The organism is Mucilaginibacter sp. Mucisp86, from assembly GCF_047324315.1.
Classification (GTDB): Bacteria; Bacteroidota; Bacteroidia; order Sphingobacteriales; family Sphingobacteriaceae; genus Mucilaginibacter.
Window position 1 is genome coordinate 482,674 of the sequence record NZ_CP168503.1, and the last position, 23,824, is coordinate 506,497.

Consider the following 23,824-nt stretch of genomic DNA (forward strand, 5'->3'; position numbering starts at 1 on the left):
AATCCTAAAAATCATGGTCCTATTAGCTTACAACCCAAAGCCATACGCTAAACGTACGCCTACTAAACCATAGTTATTGCTTTGGCCCGAAAAGTTTTCATAACGTACACCAATATCCCATGATTTAGTTGCATAGCCCAAACCCGGAGAAAGGATAAGTTTAGTGTCTTTCTCCCCCCCTGCTACCGGTGGGTGAACTTCAAATCCGGCACCTGCCTCACCTGAAAAATAAAATCCATCACCAACAAACGCTTTGATACCGGCTTTTACAGGGATCATACCTAATGATCTGCCTTTAACAGTTACTGTGGTTGTTGATGTTGCATCAGAAAAACTTGAACTATAGGTTTTACCAAAAAAGTTGTAATAACCAGAAGTCAAGGTAAGGGCTACATTGTTATTTACGCCGTATTGCAAACGTGCAGTACCGCCTAATTCAAAATTTGAAATGTCATGTGCATTGCCAGTAGGAATACCTGCTTCTAAACCAATTCCAAAACGAAGCGCGTTAGCGGGTGTAGTTTGAGCTTTTACATTTGTTCCGATAAAGATAGCTGCCGCAGTAAACGCCGAAGCTATCATTCTAGTCATTGTTTTCATAGTTGTGTTTTTTAGTCAAATTCTACAATGTTCATTTTTAATTTTTCATTGTATTAACCCCTACTTAACAAATACTTTGCCAGTATTGGCATCATTGACCATTGCAGATATTGTTTTAACTACTAAAACAAATGCGATTAATCCAATCCTCAGTGACTTAATAATTGAAAATCAGCACTGTTTTAAGGAATAAAAACCTCCATAAACACCGCGAATTTATCGGGGCACATTATTAGAAATCCGTTAAAAACTGCCCTGCTTATACCTCAAAAGTGTATACAAACATGAAATTTCGACGCCGTAAACAGTTGAATTACGAAGTATACGAGCGTACCAAAACCGATGTAAAACAAAAAAAGAGGTGCTTACGCTCCTCTTTTTACAAAATTCAAACAATATGATTATGCCTCCGGCCCATGCTTTTTAGGGTCATAATTTTTTTCAAGCTCAGCCAGTTTTTCTTTACCGTAGGCCATTTTGGTGATCAGGTAAAACAAAACCGGTACTATAAATATAGCTAACGACGTAGCGGTAAGCATCCCTCCAAACACCGTCCAGCCTATGGTTTTACGTGCTTCAGCACCAGCGCCCGATGCTATCATCAGTGGCACTACACCTAATATAAAAGCCATCGATGTCATGATGATCGGCCTTAAACGTAAACGTACTGCCTCAAGTGTAGCCTTCTCCAGTTCCATACCTGCATCCACACGTTCTTTGGCAAACTCCACAATCAGGATGGCGTTTTTGGCTGCCAAACCTATCAACGTTATCAAACCGATCTGGGCATAAACGTTATTGGTCAAGCCATCAAAAAATGACAGGAATAAGATGGCGCCAAAAGCGCCCAACGGTACCGATAATAGCACAGAGAACGGTACCGACCAGCTTTCGTACAAAGCGGCCAGGAACAGGAATACGAAACCTATTGACAATGCAAAGATGTATACCGTTTTTGAACCGGATAATAATTCCTCACGGCTCAGGCCCGAAAACTCGTAACCGTAACCTTGCGGCAGTACCTGTGCAGCTGTTTCTTTCAAAGCGGTAATGGCGTCACCACTACTATATCCCGGCTTGGTACTACCGTTAATCTCGGCCGAACGGAACAGGTTATAGTGCGATATCAATGGCGAGTTCTCAATTACCTTATAGGATGTAAGTGTACTCAACGGCACCATGGCCCCTGATGAATTACGCACAAAATACTGCCCTATGTTTTGTACGTTGGTACGATAGCTTGTATCGGCCTGGGCCACTACCCTGAAGTTACGGCCATAAATGGTAAAGTCATTGATATAGGTACTGCCCAAATAAGTTTGCAGCGCGTTGTTCACATCAGATATGGCCACGCCGAGCTTTTTAGATTTTTCCCTGTCGATAGTTAACTGGTAAGCTGGTGTACTGGCGGTAAAGAACGAGAAGGCCCTTGCTATCTCTTTACGCTGGTTGATTGCGCCAAGGAAGGTTCGGAGCGTTTTCTCAAATACCTTGATATCGCCTCCGGCTTGTTTCTCTTCCAATATAAACGAGAAACCACCTGTACTACCTAAACCCGGGATTGCCGGTGGTTGAATTACCACCACGTTAGCCTCCTTATACTTACCGAGCTTTTGGTTTAACCTTGCAACGAGGGCTGTTATCTGCTGCGATTTCTCCTTACGTTCATCCCAAGGTTTAAGCTGCACAAATATGGTTGCACTGTTTGATTTGCTTGCGAAGCTGATAGCATTCAAACCACCCAATGCCGCGTAGTGAGCTATCTCGGGTACGCTATCAAGTGTCCTCATCATATTATGTAACACATCAACGGTACGACCTGTTGACGATGCCTCGGGTAAATCAAAAGTGATATACACACGGCCATCATCTTCCAGCGGAATAAAGCCCGATGGCTTGCTTCTAAATAAAAGTATCGCACCTATAATGATACACACCAGTAAAATGATCACATACTTCGAGTTCTTAATACTTTTATCAACTGTGTTCCTGTATTTACCGGTTACGCGGGTAAACCAGGTATTGAATTTAAAGAAGAACTTATTTAAGCCGCCCGAGTTTTCATCTATCTTATGCGGTTTCAATAATAGCGTACACAATGCAGGCGTTAATGACAGCGCCACAAAAGCCGAAATCAATACAGATATGGCGATGGTGATCGCAAATTGTTGATACAATCGCCCTACTATACCCGGCACAAAGCCTACCGGCACAAACACCGCCGCAAGGATCAGCGCAATAGCTATTACCGGTGCTGAAATATCGGCCATAGCGTGCTGGGTGGCTTCTTTAGGCGTCATGCCCTCTTCATCCATGTAATGCTGCACAGCTTCCACCACCACAATAGCGTCATCCACCACAATACCGATGGCGAGTACGAAACCAAACAGTGTTAACGTATTAATGGTAAAATTGAGCGGAATAAAGAAGATGAACGTACCAATAATAGATACCGGAATAGCCAGTACTGGAATAAGGGTGGTACGCCAGCTTTGTAAAAACAGGAATACTACCAAAATAACCAAAGCCAGGGCAATAACCAATGTATCAATCACCTCGCTTACTGATACCTTTACCACGGTTATAGCTTCAAAAGGTACAACATAGTCTATATCTTTAGGAAAGCTCTTTTTAAGCTCCTCCATGGTGGCATAAACATTATCGGCAGTTTCAAGCGAGTTACTGTTCGGGGCCTGGTATACCAGCAGATATGAAGCACGTTTACCATCAACAAATGAATTACCGGAGTAGTTGAATTTTCCCAGATCAATCCGGGCAACATCTTTAAGGTGCACTACGCCACCATTGTTAGGCTGGGTTTTAACAACCACGTTACCAAACTCTTCCGGCTTTTCTAAACGACCTTTTACAATTACCGAATATTCAAATGTTTGTCCCTTTAATTGCGGTGTAGCGCCTACCGTGCCGGCGGCAACCTGCGCGTTTTGCTCCTGCAGAGCGCTGGTTACATCGGCAGCACTCATGCCTAAAGCAGCAAGTTTATCCGGGTTAAGCCAAATACGCATACTAAAATCATCGGCACGTGTAACAACGTCGCCCACGCCTTTGGTACGCAAAATAGCGTCTTTTATAAATACGTTGGTATAGTTATCAGTAAAAGTAACATCATGGGTGCCCTTGGGACTAAACATAGCTACCAGCATCAAAATGCTCGGGTTACGTTTACGTACCACCATACCCAAACGCTGTACTTCCTGCGGTAATGTTGGCAGGGCGATACCCACACGGTTCTGCACGTCGAGCGCCGCGATATTGATATCAGTGCCAACGTCAAAGTTAACGGTCATGCTCATTTGCCCGTTGCTGCTACTGTTACTTTGCAGGTAGGTCATGCCCGGTACACCGTTTACCTGCACCTCAACCGGCGTGGCTACGGTTTGCTCAACCGTTAGCGCGTCGGCCCCAACGTAGTTGCCGCTAACAGATACGGTTGGCGGGGTAATATCGGGGTACTGGCCAATCGGGAGGCTGGAGATTGACAGGATCCCCACTATTAATATCACTAAGGATATTACAATGGCGGTAACCGGTCGTTTTATAAAAGTATCTGCGATCATTCTTTCTTTATATTAAGTTTTCCGGGGTAGATGTGCCCCTTCTTCGGCTTAAAATTTTCCTGTTGATATAAATTATTTCTTAGGTGCTGCTCCGGCCGGCGCGGCTGTTCCGGTAGTTACCCTGCCGCCATCGCGCAAACGCTGAAAACCGTCGGTAATCACTTTATCTCCTTGTTTTATACCATCCATCACCACTACATCGCTGTTGATACGCGGTCCTAATTTCACTTTCACCTGTTTTGCAATCGTATCGCGCCTGTCTTTAACAGTTTTATCAGCGGCAGTATCTTTAACCACAGTATCCCTGGTGGCAAATACAAAAAACTCACCCATTTGCTCAGTTACTGCTTTATATGGAATTTGTACCCGCTCGCCCGACTGGTTGTTCAGCACCTGCAAAACGCAGCTCATGCCATCCTTTAGCACATCATCCTCATTCGGGAACTGGATCCGCACTTTAATACTACCGGTTTGGTTGCTTACCCCCCTGTCAATTGCCAGCACTTTACCTGTCTTGTTATATTTGCTACCATCGGGCAGTACCAGTTTAAAGGTGCTATCGGTACTTGACTTTTGCAGACCATAAAAGCGGTTGATATCCTGCTCGTTGATCACTACATCGACACCTATAGGGTGCTCAGCAGATATGGTGTTCATTAATGTAGTACCTGCTACAACCTGTGTTCCGAGCCTTACCTGTGATATACCTATGCGCCCGGTAAAAGGTGCAGTAATAGTGGCATATGACAAATCGGTACGGGCAGATTCAAGCGCAGCTTTGGCTACAGCAACCTGGCTTTTATTAGTTTCATAAGCAGCCTGTGCCTGATCTACCGTTTGGCGGGCAATAGCATCGCTTTTCAACAGCATATTATACCTGTCAATGTCTTTTTGCGCTTTAACCAGATTGGCTTCGGCGCTTAATACATTGGCTTTGGCCTGATCAAAAGCTGCCTGGTATTTGCGTTTATCTATTTCATACAATACTTTGCCTTTTTGTACAACATCGCCTTCTTTAAAAAAGATCCCGGTAACAAAACCCGGTACCTGGCTGCGCAGTTCGACAGTATTTACCGAAACTACAAGCCCCTGGTATTTATCATAATATACCGCTTCAGCTGTTTTAGCCTCGGCAAGATATACAGGTGTTGGGGGCATGGCCGCCGGCCCGCCCTTTTGAGGTTTACCGCATGATGCCCATGTTAAAAGTACTGCAGGGGCTAACCAATATATGTATGTATGTTTCATGTAGAAATAGGTTGTTCGTTTGTTGCTGTAGTTTTTGTTTTTATTACGATATTTTATGGTTGCTGAACAGGCAGGATACCCAAAGCTTTCTCCAGATCAATTTTACTGCTTAGCAAATTGAACAAGGCATTGTAATAGCTCAATTCGGCAGTACGCAGATCGGCCTGCGATACAATTACATCAAGATAGGTTTTTACCCCCTCGCGGTATTGCAGGCTTACAACTTTATATACATCCTTTGCAAGGTTCACATTTTCGCGGATAAGCTGGTAACTTGTATAATTACTTTTGTATGCGGCCAATGCCTGGGTATACTCGGTATAAATGCTATTTTTTGTGTTGATCAGATCCAGATCGGTACGCTCAACCTGCAGCCTGGCTTTGGCAAGGTTTTGCAGGCGTTTTGTCCCCTGGAAAATAGGCACAGCCAGCGTCAGGCCAACATATCCTGTGGGGAAAGATTTATTATACAAATCACCGAAATCATGACTGAAGTATGCATGCTGGTAACTGCCTACTGCCGATAACGAAGGCAAAAAACCAAAACGGTAGTAATTTACATTGAGATTGTTGAGTGCCTTTGTTGTCTCCAGCAAACGGTATTCAATGCGGTTATTTACATTCAGCGCCTGCAAAGTATCAATACTGGCTTCCTGTTCATAACGGGTTGAATCATAAGAAAGGCTTAGCTGAGTAGCAGCGCTTACGCCCATAATCTGCTTCAGCAAAGCAGTTTTACTTTTTATCGCCTCTTCCGTTTGTTTACGGGTAGCCAATGAATTATTTAAAGAGATGGTGGCCTGCTTATAATCTGTAGGATCAGATACTCCGGCAGTGTACCTGCTTTTGGCATCTTTCAGGCTTCTTTGTAACCTGACGATATCTTCGTTGGTGATGTCGAGCTGCTTTTCCGAAAGTAAAACATCAAAAAAGGCTTTACTTACATCACTCACTACGTCGATCTGGCTGCTTAAGGTGTTTTGCTTATAATACTCACGTGAGTATTTCTTGGCCCTCGAAGCCAGGAACACATCATTGTTATATAAAACCTGAGATGCCGTAACTCCCAGCGTTGAAAGGTTACGGATGGTACCAGCATTGCTTGGGATATTAGCTCCTGATGCTCCTGCCTGCGGGCTGCCTTTATAATAATAGTTATAAAGCCCCGATCCGTTTACCTGCGGCAGCCAGGCCGACAGGCCTAGTTTAATGTCGCGCTCGTTGATCTGCTCATCAATTGAAGCTTGCCTTACTGCTGGTTGGTTACGCAGCGCAAAATCAATAGCCTGTTTTAGCGAAACCGGGCCACTGATGCTATCAGCAGCATTTTGGGCATAACTATTGCTATGTAAACTAAATGTTAAATTAAGTACAATAAGTGCTAAAAAGTACTTGTGTTTTTTCATACGGTAGCTGTAAATAACAATGTATATCAAGCAAAAATCATAAAGAAAAGTTTTATAATTACTGCAGGATTTATACGGGGGAATGCGAATATGTAATTAATATTACGATTTTAAAATCCGGAACAAGAATTTTACGTAAAATTTTACAAAAACGCGGGATAGTGCGGGCTTTTTGGGCTTTTGACAAAAAAATGAAAATAATAGGCTCGATATAAACAAAAAAATTAATTAATTTGCCGTGTAAGAATTTGTGTGCTTCTTAAGTAGTATTAATACGTTAATAGGCATTATTTTAAAAAAATTTACACACACCGTATAAGTTATATGCTTATTCATGGTATTTTTACACAAAATTTAAGCAGAGTTAATATACATGGTTAAAAAACTACATGGGAAAATCGCTCAGTTTCAAGTGGCAAATATGCTGCGGGAACGGGGGTTATATCCTTATTTCAGGCCTATTGAGTCTGCACAAGACACTGAGGTAATTATTGACAACAAGCGGGTATTAATGTTTGGTTCTAACTCATACTTAGGCCTTACCAATCATCCAAAAATCAAAGAAGCTTCAAAAAAAGCAATTGACAAATATGGTACAGGTTGTGCCGGTTCACGTTTTTTGAACGGTACACTTGATATCCACATTGAGCTTGAAAACAGGCTGGCCAGCTATGTAGGCAAAGAAGCCACTGTTTTATTCAGTACAGGTTACCAGGTAAACCTTGGTGTACTTTCATGCGTTACCGGCAGGAATGACTATATCATACTTGATGAGTATGATCATGCCTGTATCATTGACGGCAGCCGCCTGTCGTTTTCAAAAGTGATCAAGTATGCCCATAATGACATGGCCGATTTGGAGCGCAAATTAAGCATACTTCCTGAAGATGCCGTGAAGATTATTGCCGTTGACGGTATTTTCAGCATGGAAGGTGATATCGTTAAGTTGCCTAAAATTGTTGAGCTTGCCGATACTTATGGCGCTAACATCATGGTTGATGATGCGCACAGCCTTGGCGTAATTGGTGATAAAGGTGCAGGTACAGCCTCACACTTTAATTTGACCAACGAGGTTGACCTGATCATGGGTACCTTCAGTAAATCATTAGCATCATTAGGTGGTTTCATTGCCAGCGACCAGGACACTATTGATTATATCAAACACCGTGCACGTTCATTGATGTTTAGCGCAAGTATGCCTCCGGGCTCTGTAGCCAGCGTAATTGCCGCATTGGATATCATTGAGTCGGAACCTGAACGTATCGAGAAATTATGGGATAATACCAATTATGCCATGAAGCTTTTACTGGAAGAAGGTTTTGACCTTGGCCCTACCGAAAGCCCTATTTTGCCGATCTACGTTCGTGATAACGAAAAAACTTTCGCGGTTACCAAACACCTGCAAGCATCCGGTGTATTTGTTAACCCGGTTGTATCCCCTGCCGTTCCTTCCGATTCGTCGCTGCTTCGTTTCTCATTAATGGCCACCCATACCTTTGAGCAAATTGACGAAGCTGTTGAAAAACTGTCAAAAGCCTTTAAAGAAGTTGGTGTAGCCGCTTCTGTTAAAGAAAAAATATAATGAAGAACTCTGTTGTGCATTTAGCTGCTTTTATTTTAAGGTAAGCTAAATGCACATTATTATTTTAAAGCATGCCAATTTGCTTTATTCAATCATTTACCACACATGATTACAATTGTAACGGTTAAATCAAAAAAAGAACTGGCTTCATTTATTGATTTTCCGCATGACCTGTATAAGGACGATCCTTACTATGTTCCCGAACTGTTTATTGCCCAAAGGGACCTGTTAACCAAACATCCTTTTCATAAACATAATACGGTACAACCGTTTTTAGCTTATGCTGGCGATAAAATAGTTGGCCGTATAGCAGCCATCCTTAACAACGGCCATAATGAATATAGCCATGTTAACGATGGCTTTTTTGGTTTTTTTGATTGCATTAACGACACAACGATATCTGACCTGCTTTTTGAAACCGTTACCAAATGGCTTAAAGAAAAAGGCGTAACCGGCAAATTATTAGGCCCTACCAACTTTTCAACCAATGAGCCTTGCGGTTTGCTGATTGAAGGTTTTGACAGTTCACCATTTCTGATGAACACTTATAATTTTGCGTATTATGCCGGCCTGGTTGAACATTTTGGCTTTAAAAAAGATGTTGACCTGATTGGATGGCATTGGGAAGGGCAAGCCTATGATGACAAATCAGTAAGGTTATTAAATGCGCTTGAAGACCGGTTAAAACGCAACGATATCATTATCCGCAAAATCAACCTTAAAAATTTCAAGGAAGAGGCCGCTAAGCTTCGCTACGTTTATAACTCGGCCTGGGATAAAAATACCGGCTTTGTGCCACTCACCAACGAAGAATATGATTACCTGGCCAAAGATCTTAAACTGATCCTTGACCCTGACTTTGCCATTGTTGCCGAACAGCGCGGTAAAATAGTTGCATTTGGCCTGGCCCTGCCCGATTACAACGACATCTTCAAAAAAATAAAACGCGGCCGTTTACTGCCTACAGGTATTTTCAAATTATTGTTCGGTAAAAAGAGCATCACAGGTATCCGCATTTATGCATTAGGGGTTATTGAAGATTATCGCAAAATGGGCATCGAAGCCTGCTTATACGGCACTATCATAAGGGAATATAAGGCCAAGGGCTATAAGCATGCCGAAGCCGGCTGGACACTGGAAAACAACGACATGATGAACCGTGCCATTGAAGCCATTAAAGGCGATCCATATAAAAAATACAGGTTATATCAAAAGGCGATATGAGGGAACGGGTTTTAATAACCGGCGGAAGCGGATTTGTTGGATATCATTTAATTGAAGAGGCTTTACAAAACAATCTGGAGGTTTTTATAGCCGTCAGAAAAAGTAGTAAAATAAGTCACTTAAACGATTTAGATATTCAATATATTTACCCCGAATTTAACAATAAGGAAACATTAAGTAAACAACTGGCAGAAATTAAACCCGATTACATTATACACGCTGCAGGCGTAACCAGCGCCCGCTCCGAAGCTGAATATAACCGCATAAACGCTACGTACACTTATAACCTCGCATCGGCAGCTCAAGAATCCTGCCCCGATCTGAAAAAGTTTGTACTTATTGGCAGCCTCGCATCAGTTGGGCCGCTTAATTCACTAACCGGTACCATTACCGAAGCAACTACTCCGCACCCGGTTACAGCTTACGGCCGGAGTAAATTACTTGCCGAAGAAAAATTAAAAACAATAACCGGCCTTAATTATACTATACTAAGGCCCACCGCGGTTTACGGACCACGGGATACAGGCATATTTATATTTTTTAAACAGGTAGTAAAAGGCATTGAGCCCTACATTGGCAATACTCCGCAAAAGCTGAGCTTTATATATGTTAAAGATTTGGCCAAGGCAAGTATCAAGGCTTTGTATGGTGGTAATAACAAGACATTTAATCTGAGCGATGGGAATTTTTATGACCGTTATGAGTTAGGCAACATTACCAAAGATGTGCTTAAACTAAAAACGATAAAGTTTCATCTGCCTGTAAATTTTGTAAAAATCATTGCAGCTGTGGCCGAAAAAGTAAGTTCTTTGAGCAACAAGGCTGCGGTACTAAATATAGAAAAGCTTAATGAACTGACCGCCATTAACTGGAATTGTGATATTGAAGCAGCTAAATCCGACCTGGGTTTCTATCCTTTATACAATCTGCAAAACGGTATGGCCGAAACGCTAAAATGGTATAAAGCCAACAAATGGCTTTAGCCAGTTAATTTTAAATAAATAATAGTTACATAAATGAAAATCAACATTACACCTGCCAATGGTAAGCTTGGTATCCTGATCCCAGGGTTAGGCGCCGTGGCAACTACCCTGATTGCCGGCGTTGAAGCCGTTAAAAAAGGCATCTCGCAGCCAATTGGCTCCCTTACTCAAATGGGCCACATACGTTTAGGAAAAAGGACCGAAAACCGTAATCCTAAAATTAATGAGTTTGTTCCGCTCGCTAACTTAAACGATTTAGTTTTTGGTGGCTGGGACGTTTATGAAGATAACGTATTTGAATCTGCATCAAATGCGCAGGTACTTGAACCATCTCTTTTACAAGCAGTTAAAGCTGAATTGGAAGCTATAAAACCAATGAAAGCTGCGTTTGATAAAAACTACGCTAAGAACCTTGATGGTACCCACGTTAAAACCGGAACCAGGCTTGAGCTTGCTGAACAGGTTATGGAAGATATCAAAAACTTTAAAGAGACTAACGGTCTTGACAGGGTTGTTTTGGTATGGTGCGGTTCAACCGAGATCTATTATGAAGCATCGGCTGTACACCAGTCATTAGCTGCTTTTGAAGAAGGTTTGAAAAATGATGATAAGCTGATCGCCCCAAGTATGATCTATGCTTATGCAGCTTTAAAATTAGGCGTTCCTTTTGCTAACGGCGCTCCTAACTTAACAGTTGATATCCCTGCATTGATCGAGCTGGCTAAACTGACCAAAACTCCAATTGCAGGTAAAGATTTCAAAACCGGTCAAACTTTAATGAAAACTGTATTGGCCCCAGGCCTGGCAGCACGTTCATTAGGTGTACACGGCTGGTTCTCAACTAACATTTTGGGTAACCGCGATGGCTGGGTACTTGATGATCCGGATAACTTCAAAACTAAAGAAGTATCAAAACTGGGTGTGTTGGAAGATATCTTCAAACCTGAAGATAACCAGGAGCTGTATGGAAACATTTACCACAAGATCCGTATCAACTACTACCCTCCGCATGGCGACAACAAAGAGAGCTGGGATAACATCGACATTTTTGGTTGGTTGGGTTACAAAATGCAGATCAAGATCAACTTCCTTTGCCGCGATTCGATCCTTGCCGCCCCTATCGCGCTTGACTTAGCTATCTTCTGCGACCTTGCTAAACGTGCCGGCATGAGCGGTATCCAGGAATGGTTATCATTCTACCTGAAATCGCCTCAAACTGCACCAGGCTTACACGCAGAAAACGATATCTTCAAACAACTGATCAAATTGGAGAATACCCTTCGTTACCTGATGGGCGAAGACCTGATCACCCACTTAGGTTTGGACTACTATGACGATATGTTCGCTACTGAATAATCGTTAAATTACTAAATACCGTCAAAACAGCCGTAAGCAGTTGAACCCCTGCTTCACGGCTGTTTTGTTTTTGTGAAGTAAAAAAATCATGACGAGGTAACATTATTTTAAAGCAATAATCCTATCGGCACTAATGTTTATTTGTTAAATAATGTTATTTGTTAGCCCAAAAGACTTCATTTCTAAAGGCAAAAAACAGAAAATAACATCTAAATATCAGCACATTACGTAATTATCAATGTAGTAAGCAGCCAACAACAGGGATACTAACCGCGGTTGAAAGCCGTTGTTTGGATTCACTTATAGTTATAGTAATATGATAGTATAAACAGGTGTAAACAATATTTGACTTTTTGACCACATTAGTCTGTAGTGATTTTTTTTACCTTTGGCCTGTTAATTGTAAACTCCATAATAACCCATCTGCCGGGAGTGTACAAAGCGTGGTAAGCGGGGAAGGATTAGGGGGGCAGAACAATGAAAAACATACGGAGGCAGGCATAATCAATCTGCCAAAAATATTTGAATAACTGATACATACCTCTTTATCTGATAATAAAAGTGTTAAGCCGAAAAAAGAAGTTTGTATTTGCACAATGCACAAAGTACATGGATTGTAAAAAATTTTATAAAAGCTTATTTTTCTTAATACTGTTCTTTTCTGCTTCGGCATTATATGCACAGCAAACGGTTATAACAGGTACCGTTACCGATGCCGGCAACAAGCAAACCTTGCCTTCTGTTAGTATTTCCTTTACAGGTACAACAACTGGTACCACTACCGATGTTAACGGTAAATATCGCCTCGTAACAAGTAATCAACAGTATAAACAAATCAAAATTTCATTTTTAGGTTACAAAGATGCCTTTTTAGCGGTTGTACCGGGTAAAGAGCAGGTTATCAACGTAAAATTATTTCCAGCTTCACAACAACTTAATGAGGTTGTGGTAAAATCGGGCAAAAAACCTAAATACCGTAACAGGGATAATCCGGCTGTTGAGCTGATCCGCAAGGTTATCGAAAACAAAGAAAAGAACCGTCCTGAAGCATATAACTACGTAGAGTACAAGGAATACGATAAAATGATGTTTGCGTTGAGCAATGTATCGGCACAATTTTCGGATAGGAAATTTTTCCGCAAATACAAATTCATTTTAGATAACCGTGATAGCTCGCTGGTACCGGGAAAATCGTTGTTACCTATTTATCTTGATGAAAAACTGCAACAGGTTTATTACCGCAAAAACCCTGAAAAAACCAGGGAAAATATAACAGGTCAAAAAAGTGTGAATTATGGCCCAGGTATTGATAACGAGGGGCTTACCCAGTACTTCAAGCACTTGTATAACAAAGTTGACATTTATACCAATAACGTATTTTTAATTACCAGCCAGTTCCTGAGCCCAATCTCTGATAACTCGCCAAACTATTACAAATACTTTATTGCGGATACTATTGTTGATGCTCATAATAACAAACTTGTAAAGCTTGATTTTACGCCTCGTAATACCACCGATGTACTTTTTGAGGGTAGTATCTACATAACGCTTGATGGTAATTATGCTGTACAAAAGTGCGATCTGACAATCAACAAACACATTAATATCAACTTCATCAGGTCGATGACCGTGAACCTGGAGTTTCAGCAAAACCCTGATGGCCGTTACCACCTGAGCAAGAGCACTACCATTGCTGATTTTGGCGCATCCAAAAAGGATGCAAAGAGTGGTTTGTTTGGTATAAGGGCAATAACATACAGCAACTATGTTGTAAACAAGCCCCGGCCGGATACAACTTATCAGGGTTCGGAATACGCCGAGTTGAGTGACGAGGTAAAACATCGCCCCGACTCATTCTGGCAGGAAAACAGGCCGGATACTTTAACGCTTGCCGAATCAAAAGTTTATAAAAACATTGATAGTTTGCGTAACATGCCGTCGTTTAAACGAACGGTTGATATAGCAACGCTGTTACTTGCAGGTTACAAAGGCTTTGGTAAGTTTGAATTAGGCCCCGCCAATACATTTTATAGCTTCAACCCGGTTGAGGGTTTCCGCTTACGTGTTGGTGGCCGTACAACGCCCGAATTAAGCAAGCGTTACTATTTCGAAACTTATGCGGCTTACGGTTTTAAAGATGAGCGCTGGAAATACTTTTTAAGTGCAACTTATTCACTTAACGATAAATCTATCTATCGTTTCCCGCAAAACTATATCAGGGCAAGTTTTCAGCGTGACACCAAAATTCCGGGTGCAAGCCTGCAGTTTGTGCAGGAGGATAACTTCCTGCTATCGTTTAAGCGTGGTGTGAATGATAAATTCCTGTACAACGACTTTTACAGGTTTGATTATGTACACGAGCTGGAAAGCCATTTCTCATATGCTGCAGGTTTCAAAAAATGGACTCAGGAGCCGGCAGGGTCATTATATTTTGATAATGTTGTTAATGACTTGCCAAATTCTATTCATCATTTAACCACCACCGAGCTTACCGGAAGCGTTCGATGGGCACCGCATGAGCAATTTTACCAGGGCAAAATCTACCGTATCCCTATCCCTAACAAATACCCGGCATTTGAACTTGACTATGCACAAGGCATAAAAGGGTTCTTTAATGGCGAATACAACTATCAGAAACTTGATTTCCGCGCCGATAAACGTTTCTACTTTTCGCAGTTAGGTTATGCGGATATCAATGTTTCGGCGGGTAAAATCTTCGGTTCGGTACCGTACCCATTGTTAACTATTCACAGGGCTAACCAAACCTACGCTTATGACCTCGACTCATATAACTTAATGAACTTTTTAGAGTTTGTAAGTGATAAATACGCAAGCTTCAGGATAGACCAGCACTTTAGCGGTTTCTTCTTCAATAAAATACCTTTGTTAAAGAAACTGAAATGGCGCGAAACTGCATCAGTAAAAGTATTATACGGTGGCCTGTCTGATCAAAACAATCCGTCAATACATCCGTCATTATATCAATTGCCAGTTGGTGCCGATGGCGTACCCATCACTTATACTTTAGGCAAAACACCTTACGTTGAAGGTAGTGTTGGTATTGAAAATATATTTAAATTTATACGCATAGATTTTGTGAGGCGCTTTACCTACCTTGACCAGCCAAACGTTGCCCAATGGGGACTGAGGACAAGGGTTAAATTCGACTTCTAATCATTGCACCTAAATAAGCAGAGAGAAAAATGGAACAGCAAACAACAACACTTAGGAGATCATTCAGAACCAACTTGCAATTAGGCATTTATAAGGTTATTGATCCGTTTGTGAAGGTCCTTATAAAAATAGGCTTAACCCCTAACGCCGTTACTACCATTGGTTTTGTACTTAACGTAGGTGTTGCCGGTATATTTATTTTAGGTGCCGAAGAGGGTAACCGCGGCGACCTGAGCTATGTAGGCTGGGCTGGTGGCCTTATCCTTTTTGCTGGTTTATTTGATATGCTTGACGGCCAGGTAGCCCGCTTAGGCAACATGAAATCAACCTTTGGCGCCCTGTATGATTCTGTACTTGACCGCTACAGTGAGTTGATTATGTTTTTAGGCATTTGCTATTACCTGGTGGCACATCACTACTTCGTGAGCTCGATAGCGGCCTTTATCGCGCTGATTGGCTCAATGATGGTTAGCTACGTACGCGCCCGTGCCGAAGGTTTAGGTGTTGAAATTAAGGGTGGCTTAATGCAAAGGCCCGAGCGTGTAGTAACCATCGGTTTATGTGCAGCCTTATCTGGTATAGTAGCTCAGTACATTGGCGGTAACTACAAATTGTTTGTTCCCGGCATTAAATTCCATGTATTTGAAACCATATCGATATTTACTATTCCGCTGGTAATACTTGCCGTTTTGACCAATATTACAGCTTTTAACAGGTTAAGAGATGCTAAAAAAGCTTTAACGAAACTGGAAGAAGGAGAAGAATAGTTTTCAGTTGGCAGCGGCAGTTGGCAGCTTCCGAGTCGACCGCGAAGATTTAAATTCTCGACGTAAGATTTTCTACTCAAGACTTAGAACTTCGAACTTACGACTACCGGCAAAATATCATATCTTCGTAACAATAAAATAAAGGCATTTACTGGTAGTAATATCTTTGCTAAAATTGCCTTTTGTTGGTTTAAGGCCAGCCATTCTGAATAATTTTAACACCATAAACAGGCAGAGAGATCGTAAAACATTTTAAAACCTGATTATAACAATGAAAAAGAAATACATATCCAACTCGCAGGAATCTGTGCGAATGTTTAAGAGCGACTTTTTAGAAGGCTTATCAAAGGTACATTATACCGTGCCCCTGTACATTTTTGTGCCGGTTATTGGATATTGCAGCTATAAATTCTTTGATTTAGGGCTAGATGTGTTGACTTATCTTGGCTTGTTTATTTTCGGCCTCTTCATTTGGACCATTACCGAATACATTATGCACCGTTTTGTTTTTCACTATCAGCCAAGTGAAAAACTGGAATGGGCGCAACGCCTGCACTTTATTATGCACGGTGTACACCATGATTACCCGAGTGATGCCAAACGTTTGGTATTACCTCCGTCGCTGAGCATCCCGCTGGCTACAGGCTTTTTCTTTTTGTTTAAATGGATGCTGCCTATAAACTACATCTGGGGCTTTTTCCCGGGCTTTATTTTAGGATATTTGTTTTATGACATATCTCATTATGCCATGCACCACTTTAATTTCAAAAGCGGGCTGTTCAAAAAAATAAAGCAGCACCATATGTTGCACCACTACCAGGATCCTGAGAAGGGTTACGGTGTAAGTTCGCCTTTTTGGGATAAAATTTTCCGTTCAGATTTCTTAAAAAAGTAGCAATGACCAATGCCAACAACGGCGTAACGGTAAATATCCGCTCGATAGTTATTGTTTCGCTGCTTTCCATTGCTTACCTGGCGCTGTCAACGTTCCTTATTGGTTATAAACCGGATGAGCTTACGCTGGTAGTCATTTTTAATGTGCTGTTTTATGCATCGGCCATAACCCGCAAGTTTATATTGGGCTTCACTATTTTTATAGTGTACTGGATCATTTTTGATTACATGAAGGCCTTTCCTAATTATAACTATAACCCGGTACATATCGCGCAGCTCTACAATGCTGAAAAATACTTGTTCGGCATTCATTTCAACGGGAAACTGCTCACCCCAAACGAATACTGGCTGGCTAACAGTAATACTTTTATTGATGTAGTATCGGGCCTGTTTTACCTGTGCTGGATCCCTGTGCCGCTGGGTTTTGCAGCTTACCTGTTTTTTAAAAACAAAAAGCAGTTCCTCAATTTTTCGCTCACCTTTGTTTTGGTGAATATTTTAGGCTTTATAGTTTATTACGCCTACCCTGCTGCACCGCCCTGGTTTGTACAATACCATGGCTTTCATTTTATCCCTTTAACTATGGGGAATACGGCAGGGCTGGCCAGGTTTGATGCTTTTTTCCACGCAGGGATTTTTAAAAACATTTATACCAAAGGTTCAAACGTATTTGCAGCTATGCCATCGCTGCATTCCTCCTATCCGGTTATAGTGCTTTACTACGGCATAAAAAACAAGCTGGGACTTATTAATATCTTCTTTGCTGTGGTTACTGTAGGTATCTGGTTTACCGCTGTGTATGCGAGCCATCATTATGTGCTTGATGTGTTAGCCGGTATTACTTGTGCGGCATTAGGCATTACGCTTTACAATGTGTTGTTAAAGAAATTTGACGGCTTACGATCGGCCTTAAATAAATACGAACGGGTGATATCATAGCATCACAGTTCAGCATAATCTTCTTTTGCATACACATTTCACCTTTAAAGGTATTGCTGTGGAAAACATATTAATAATTGTTGATTACTATTTTCAGTGCTATCTTCCTGAAAAACAGCCCATACAGCTCAAAAACAAACAAAAAACTTTATAACCCTGCAAACAAGCATAGAAGTGATCTTAAACAGGCACGCTATTTGCCTAATTATAAGCAGATTATTGTTATTTTCGAGTAATCTGTTATATGAAGAGACTTATTACCTTACTTTTTATTCTGACAGCCGCGTTTAAATTGTCTGCACATGCAAGTGATCTGGATAGTCTTAAGCAAAAATTACAGGTCACCGGCGACTCGCTGAAAGGTCCTATCTACACCCAAATAGCAGCTTATTATTTAACGTACGATACTGTATCAACCAAGCGGATGAAATACTATTTCCAGACCGAGGCGCTTAACTATACCATGCTCGCGCTGCATTACTATTCTACATATAATGATACTTTAGGCCAGCGTACAAGCTTTAACGCGCTGGCGAAGGTTTACCGCTCACAACGAAAGTTTATCCAGGCCAAATGGTTTATATTACAATCGAACACTATATCACGCCAAAGAAAAGACACGCTCAATATCATCACCTCACTTATCGAGCTCGCAGCCATAAAAAGTGATATCAAAGACTACAAGCTAAGCATGAAGGATTTGAACGATGCTTTAAATTTATCACTCAAAACGCATGACCCTAAAAAAGAATCGGTAGTGCAGGTAGGTTATGCCGAATTGTACCGAAAAATGAATGATTTTGATAAGGCAGCCGCAGCAATTAAACGCCATGAATTTTTGGACGATAGCCTCAACCAGGTTACTGTTGACAGCATTGCCAAAGTAGCTGCCGCAGATTCGATAAAGATCAAAAAGAAAGATTCGGTATTGGCTAAAAAAAAAGTATATACCAGCAACTTCAGGCGCAGGCCAATGCTAAGATACGCCAGGCACATAACGTCATTGTCGTTCTCGCCTGCACCACTATTGTTCTCGTCATTATAGCTTTAATTATCATTTACAGGCGAAAGAAAACCGGTCGCTGGCGTTCTGCCATCAAGCGGCCCAAACAATAATTTAAACCCCAAGCGTTTAAGATTGTCAAACCTTCAAGATGAAAAAGTTAATCGTGTTATTTGCTGCGCTGATATGCCTGGGTCATGCTTACGGCCAAAGCAGCAAACGTTTCCGAACTGAGTTTTTAAACAGCATTAATGCTACCCGACAAAATGGTTGTAACTGTGGTAGCAAATACTTTCCGCCAGCACCCCCACTTACATGGAACAACGACCTGGAAGATGCAGCCGAAGGGCACGCCAGGGACATGGCTCGTCAAAACTATTTTAGTCATGATAGTAAGGATGGTCGCAGTATGGAAGACCGGATTGTTTATGCCGGCTATAAATTCAAAGGCTTTAAAAGTTTTGCCATAGGCGAAAACATAGCACAAGGCCAGCAGAGCATTGCAGAGGTAATGGCGGGTTGGTTTAAAAGTGAAGGCCACTGCCGCAACCTCATGAACCCCGACTTTAAAGAGGTTGGCGTTGCCGAATACAAAACCTACTGGGTGCAGGATTTTGGCGGCCGTACGTCGTTTTCGGCTCAGCAGCAAAGGTTGATTAAATCAGGGAGATATAGATTGATACAGGAAAAACCAGTGGAAGGGCACTGAACCGGGATTTTATCGGATTTTCCGGATGACAGGATTTTCTTTTCTAAAATCCAATTAACTTCCTCTTTGCGTCTGCAAAGCAAATCCAATAAATCCGGTTAATCCCCCCAAATCCCGGTTCTACTTCCCCGCCTCCGGTTTCGGTTTTGGCTCCCTCGGACCACGTTTATAAATGATCAGGCCATTCAGAAAATTCCGCAGGATTTGATCGCCACAGGGTTTAAAGTTGGGATGGTCATCAGCACGGAATATAGCGCCGATCTCCGCTTTGGTAATCCTGAAATTGGCCAATGCCAAAACCTTGATGATATCATCATCAGTAAATTTCATAGCCACCCGCAGCTTCTTCATGATATCGTTATTGCTCATTATATCTTTCTTTTTAACAAAATTACCTCGAAATTTCCATCTTCACCTTTTTGCCTTTAATTTTTTCGGCTTTTATCTGCTTTACCACACCTTCTATCCTATCCCGTTTTATGGCAGCATATGACGAGTAGTCCAGCACTTCTATGAGGCCAAGGTCCTCCTTTGCCAGCCCTCCTTTTTTGAGCAGCAGGCCAACTATATCAATCTTGTTTACCTTATCCTTTTTTCCGGCGGCTATATACAACGTAAGCCATGGTGATGCCGGTGGCAATATCAGTTTCTTAGGCAATTCTTCAACCTCGGGCAGTTGTTTTAAATATGGCAGCTTTTCGTCAGGTGTTAACATCAGGTATGATGTGCCTTTCGCGTTCATCCTTGCCGTGCGACCATTACGATGTAAAAAAGCTTCCTCATTGTGCGGCAACTGGTAATGCACCACATATTCTATCTCAGGGATATCCAGCCCGCGCGAAGCCAGATCAGTGGTGATTAGTAACTTATGACTTCCGTTTCTGAATTTGATCAGGGCGCGCTCCCTATCCTCCTGTTCCATACCGCCGTGGAAAACATCATGCTCCAATCCCATATACCAAAGCGACTCACTAATCCTGTCAACCGCTTCGCGATGGTTACAGAATACGAGCGTTGCATTACTACCTATTTTGCAAAGCAATGCAAAAAGGGCTTCAAGCTTATCCGCAGCTTCGGTTATAACAGCTTTTTGTTTAATATCCGGTGCCGAAGTAACATTACTTAAAAAGTTAACTTCAACCGGTTCATCAATACCGGTAAAAGCAGGGATCTCATCCATTTTTGTAGCCGAAGTCAGGATCCGCTTTTTAATAGCAGGCAATTGCCTGATGATATATGACATATCCTCCTGAAAACCAAATTCAAGGGCTTTATCAAACTCATCGAGTATCAGGGTTTGAACAGTATCAGTACTGAAGTTTTCTTCGCGCAGGTGAAAGGCGATACGTCCGGGCGTACCAACCAAAACCGCCGGCGGATGTGAGAGGTTGTTTTGTTCAACTTTTACTGCATGTCCACCGTAGCAGCAATTGATTTTGAAACCGGTACTCATTGCTTTCCACACCTGTTCAATTTGCAATGCAAGCTCGCGCGATGGCACCAGGATCACCACCTGTACCGTATCAATATCGGCCCTAACTAAGTTTAACAAGGGCAATAAAAACCCAAGTGTTTTTCCTGAACCGGTAGGCGATAAAAGAATTACGTCGCCTTTTTTGGCGGCACTAAGCGCGGCAAGCTGCATGGGGTTAAGGGCAGTTATGCCGAGGTTACTCAATGCCTTATCAATCATGATTTATTTTTGTTGAGGCGCAAAGATATGGTAAAAAATATTGGCACCATTAAGCACTACCCGCGCAGGTTTAAGCGTCCTTCGCTTGAATCTTCCGGAAAGTTAAGCGTGGACGCTCCTATTCGTTGGCATTCAAGCGAAGGACGCTTGAACGTGCATATCTATCTTCTACTCAGCTACCTGCTCGCTAAAATTATGTTTAATAAACCTTGCTATCTTTTTTGCTTCCCGATGGCTTAAATTCCCCATGCAGGTATATTCCCATTCGTGCATCTTATCATCAAAAACAATATCTCCCAAATCTGTTTCGCCCTCACTTAAACTGAATACACCTGTTGCATACACATGTGTACCGGGTATAAGCTGGTGTACCGCTTCAATGCTGATCCGGCGTATACCGTCTTGGGTATCCAGATCATAAATCACCGACTTTTCCATGTATTTAACTACAATATTAAACCTGTTTTGTTTAATATTTGCCTGGTGGTTAGTACCCTTACCAGCCCATAATTTCCATAACACGCGTAAACTCGGGCTGAAGTTGGGCTTCTATTTTTACTACATCATTAGTTACAGGATGTGTAAAGCTCAACTGCGAGGCATGCAGCAACATGGTGGTCATCTCCCATTGCTCTAAAAAGAGTTTATTTTGTTTGTTACAGCCATGGGTACGATCACCTATAATCGGATGAAAAATATGGCTCAGGTGTTTACGGAGCTGATGCATCCGCCCGGTGGTAGGCACAGCCTCAATCAGCGAATATCTTGAAGTTGGATGTTTACCAAGAGCAATATCAAGTTCGGCCCTCTTTAGGGTTGTATAAGTTGTAAAAGCATCCTGCAGGGTGCCGTTTTCTTTGCGTAAAGGATAATCTATATCCTCCATATCGGGCGTATGGCCACGCACTATAGCCAGGTATTTTTTGCTTACCCGGTTCTCCATAAATGCCTTTTGCATGGCAATTTCAACTTCTTTATTAAAAGCAAAAAGCAGGATTCCGCCTGTTTTACGGTCTATACGGTGAACAGGGTTAACTTTAATACCAATTTGATCGCGAAGTAATTGCAGGGCAAACTCTGAAGCATCTGCAGCTATGGGCGAACGGTGCACCAGCAAACCATGCGGCTTATTGATGGCAATGAGGTGTTCATCGCGGTAAATGATCTCTAACATCGGCATAATTACAAGACCGCGAATTTACGGCAGCATTTTGGATTTATTTTTGAAATCTTTTTAAACCACTTTTAAAAGTCCATCTATATAAAAAAATAATTTTAAATAGTGTTGCTTTTCCTATCTTTAGTTCAAACCTGAAATACACTTAAACTAATGGCTACCACAGCAAACCAGGCAAGCGCCAAACAGGCCGACGATATTAATACCGCTCCTACCCGTTTATTTTCATTGGATGCCCTGCGTGGCTTTGATATGTTTTGGATTATGGGTGGTGAGGAGATTTTTCACGGTATGGCCAAAGCTACCGGTTCACCTTTTTGGGGCGCAATAGCCAACCAGTTCACTCATCCCGATTGGAATGGTTTTCACCTGTATGACCTTATTTTTCCGCTATTCCTGTTCATGGCCGGTGTATCAACGCCATTTTCTGTAGGGCGCGAACTGGAGAAAGGTAAAACCCGCCAGCAGTTATTACTCCGGGTTATAAAAAGGGCATTTATTTTGGTGCTGCTGGGCCTTGTTGTTAACAACGGAATAAAAATTATGCCTATTGCCGAAATCAGGTTCCCGAGTGTACTCGGTCGCATAGGTATTGCTTATATGTTTGCCAACATCATTTACCTGTACAGTAAAGAGCGTTGGCAAATGTTTTGGTTTTGCTTTTTTATTGTTGGCTACTGGTTGCTACTTAAATTTACTTCGGCCCCCGGTTTCCCAATGGGCGACCTCACCATGAGGGGCAACTTCGCTTCATACGTTGACCGCAGCATATTACCGGGCCGTTTGTATTTAGGCATCCACGATCCTGAAGGGCTCTTTTCAACTATTCCGGCCATCAGTACAGGCATATTAGGGATACTTACCGGCCTGCTGCTAAAAAAGGGCGGCGTTACACAAATGCGTAAGGTAACTACTATGGCTGTGGTTGGTGTTATCTTCATGATCCTCGCCCAAATCTGGAACCTTGATTTCCCGATTAATAAAAACCTGTGGACAAGCTCATTTGTGCTGCACGTAGGTGGGTTAAGCTTGTTACTGATGGCACTATTTTACTACATTATCGATGTAAAAGGATATCAAAAATGGGCTTTCTATTTCAGGGTGATAGGAATGAATTCCATCCTCATCTATATATCCGGTCACTTTATTAAATGGGACTATACTACCGAAGGCTTCTTCGGATGGATAGGTCAGTTAGTTGGCGATCCGTACAATATTGTGGTAATGGCTATTTGCTATGTGATGGTAAAATGGCTGTTTTTGTATTACTTGTATACTAAAAAGACATTTTTAAGAGTCTGAACCGCTGATAGGTGTGATTTCGCTGATTGCGTTGATTTTTTCCGGAACCTTGATTAATGGATTTGTAGGATTTTATGGCATCCGGCAAATCCTTCAATTAAAAAACCCGATGTTAAAGTAAAACCCGCTCAATCCTCAAAATCCTTCCAAATCCAGGTTCAGGCATCAGCGAAATCAACGCAATCACAA

At 41.9% G+C, this 23,824-nt stretch carries 19 protein-coding genes; 11 read left to right on the forward strand and 8 right to left on the reverse strand.

Annotated features, from left to right (window positions below; all coding sequences use genetic code 11):
* Positions 1-27: 27 nt before the first annotated feature.
* From ACEN9X_RS02065 to ACEN9X_RS02080, 4 genes are all read right to left on the reverse strand, one after another.
* The gene (locus tag ACEN9X_RS02065; RefSeq protein ID WP_413668823.1) at positions 28-600 is read right to left on the reverse strand and encodes a hypothetical protein; all 573 of its coding nucleotides are present in this window, start codon (positions 598-600) and stop codon (positions 28-30) included.
* Between the two features lie 401 nt (positions 601-1,001).
* Entirely contained in the window at positions 1,002-4,178 is a 3,177-nt protein-coding gene (locus tag ACEN9X_RS02070) for an efflux RND transporter permease subunit (protein WP_413668824.1), read from the reverse strand.
* A 72-nt stretch (positions 4,179-4,250) separates the two neighbouring features.
* Complete coding sequence (locus ACEN9X_RS02075; RefSeq protein ID WP_413668825.1) at positions 4,251-5,426, reverse strand: efflux RND transporter periplasmic adaptor subunit; 1,176 nt, start codon at positions 5,424-5,426, stop codon at positions 4,251-4,253.
* A gap of 53 nt (positions 5,427-5,479) precedes the next feature.
* The gene (locus tag ACEN9X_RS02080) at positions 5,480-6,832 is read right to left on the reverse strand and encodes a TolC family protein (protein ID WP_413668826.1); all 1,353 of its coding nucleotides are present in this window, start codon (positions 6,830-6,832) and stop codon (positions 5,480-5,482) included.
* A 373-nt stretch (positions 6,833-7,205) separates the two neighbouring features.
* On the opposite strand from ACEN9X_RS02080, the gene spt reads away from it, so the two are divergent.
* From spt to ACEN9X_RS02130, 10 genes are all read left to right on the forward strand, one after another.
* The gene (spt, locus tag ACEN9X_RS02085; RefSeq protein ID WP_413668827.1) at positions 7,206-8,414 is read left to right on the forward strand and encodes a serine palmitoyltransferase; all 1,209 of its coding nucleotides are present in this window, start codon (positions 7,206-7,208) and stop codon (positions 8,412-8,414) included.
* Positions 8,415-8,519: 105 nt separating this feature from the next.
* Positions 8,520-9,638 carry a hypothetical protein gene (locus ACEN9X_RS02090; RefSeq protein ID WP_413668828.1) on the forward strand — a complete coding sequence of 373 codons (1,119 nt, stop codon included), beginning with the start codon at positions 8,520-8,522 and terminating at the stop codon, positions 9,636-9,638.
* Positions 9,635-10,621: an NAD-dependent epimerase/dehydratase family protein gene (locus tag ACEN9X_RS02095; protein ID WP_413668829.1), complete on the forward strand. Its 987-nt coding sequence runs from the start codon at positions 9,635-9,637 to the stop codon at positions 10,619-10,621. Before ACEN9X_RS02090 ends, ACEN9X_RS02095 begins: the two co-directional genes overlap by 4 nt.
* Positions 10,622-10,654: 33 nt before the next feature.
* A complete protein-coding gene (locus ACEN9X_RS02100) occupies positions 10,655-11,977 on the forward strand; it encodes an inositol-3-phosphate synthase (RefSeq protein WP_413668830.1) in 1,323 nt (440 codons plus the stop codon).
* A 609-nt stretch (positions 11,978-12,586) separates the two neighbouring features.
* Positions 12,587-15,151: a DUF5686 family protein gene (locus tag ACEN9X_RS02105; RefSeq protein WP_413668831.1), complete on the forward strand. Its 2,565-nt coding sequence runs from the start codon at positions 12,587-12,589 to the stop codon at positions 15,149-15,151.
* A 29-nt stretch (positions 15,152-15,180) separates the two neighbouring features.
* Complete coding sequence (locus ACEN9X_RS02110) at positions 15,181-15,918, forward strand: CDP-alcohol phosphatidyltransferase family protein (RefSeq protein WP_413668832.1); 738 nt, start codon at positions 15,181-15,183, stop codon at positions 15,916-15,918.
* A 271-nt stretch (positions 15,919-16,189) separates the two neighbouring features.
* Positions 16,190-16,813, forward strand: a complete 624-nt coding sequence (locus tag ACEN9X_RS02115) for a sterol desaturase family protein (RefSeq protein ID WP_413668833.1) — start codon at positions 16,190-16,192, stop codon at positions 16,811-16,813.
* Positions 16,814-16,815: 2 nt separating this feature from the next.
* Positions 16,816-17,751, forward strand: a complete 936-nt coding sequence (locus ACEN9X_RS02120; protein WP_413668834.1) for a phosphatase PAP2 family protein — start codon at positions 16,816-16,818, stop codon at positions 17,749-17,751.
* 244 nt (positions 17,752-17,995) lie between these two features.
* Positions 17,996-18,796, forward strand: a complete 801-nt coding sequence (locus ACEN9X_RS02125; protein ID WP_413668835.1) for a hypothetical protein — start codon at positions 17,996-17,998, stop codon at positions 18,794-18,796.
* Between the two features lie 109 nt (positions 18,797-18,905).
* Complete coding sequence (locus ACEN9X_RS02130; RefSeq protein ID WP_413668836.1) at positions 18,906-19,463, forward strand: CAP domain-containing protein; 558 nt, start codon at positions 18,906-18,908, stop codon at positions 19,461-19,463.
* 120 nt (positions 19,464-19,583) lie between these two features.
* Here ACEN9X_RS02130 and ACEN9X_RS02135 read toward each other — a convergent pair whose 3' ends face one another.
* The 4 genes from ACEN9X_RS02135 to ACEN9X_RS02150 all read right to left on the reverse strand — a co-directional run bounded on the left by ACEN9X_RS02135 (position 19,584) and on the right by ACEN9X_RS02150 (position 22,330).
* Positions 19,584-19,832, reverse strand: a complete 249-nt coding sequence (locus ACEN9X_RS02135; protein ID WP_091210774.1) for a DUF1456 family protein — start codon at positions 19,830-19,832, stop codon at positions 19,584-19,586.
* Between the two features lie 22 nt (positions 19,833-19,854).
* Positions 19,855-21,156, reverse strand: a complete 1,302-nt coding sequence (locus ACEN9X_RS02140) for a DEAD/DEAH box helicase (protein ID WP_413668837.1) — start codon at positions 21,154-21,156, stop codon at positions 19,855-19,857.
* Between the two features lie 168 nt (positions 21,157-21,324).
* Entirely contained in the window at positions 21,325-21,678 is a 354-nt protein-coding gene (locus ACEN9X_RS02145) for a hypothetical protein (protein WP_413668838.1), read from the reverse strand.
* Positions 21,653-22,330 carry a pseudouridine synthase gene (locus ACEN9X_RS02150; RefSeq protein ID WP_413668839.1) on the reverse strand — a complete coding sequence of 226 codons (678 nt, stop codon included), beginning with the start codon at positions 22,328-22,330 and terminating at the stop codon, positions 21,653-21,655. The genes ACEN9X_RS02145 and ACEN9X_RS02150 overlap by 26 nt, the downstream gene beginning before the upstream one ends.
* Before the next feature lie 156 nt (positions 22,331-22,486).
* On the opposite strand from ACEN9X_RS02150, the gene ACEN9X_RS02155 reads away from it, so the two are divergent.
* Entirely contained in the window at positions 22,487-23,635 is a 1,149-nt protein-coding gene (locus tag ACEN9X_RS02155) for an acyltransferase family protein (protein WP_413668840.1), read from the forward strand.
* Positions 23,636-23,824: the final 189 nt, after the last annotated feature.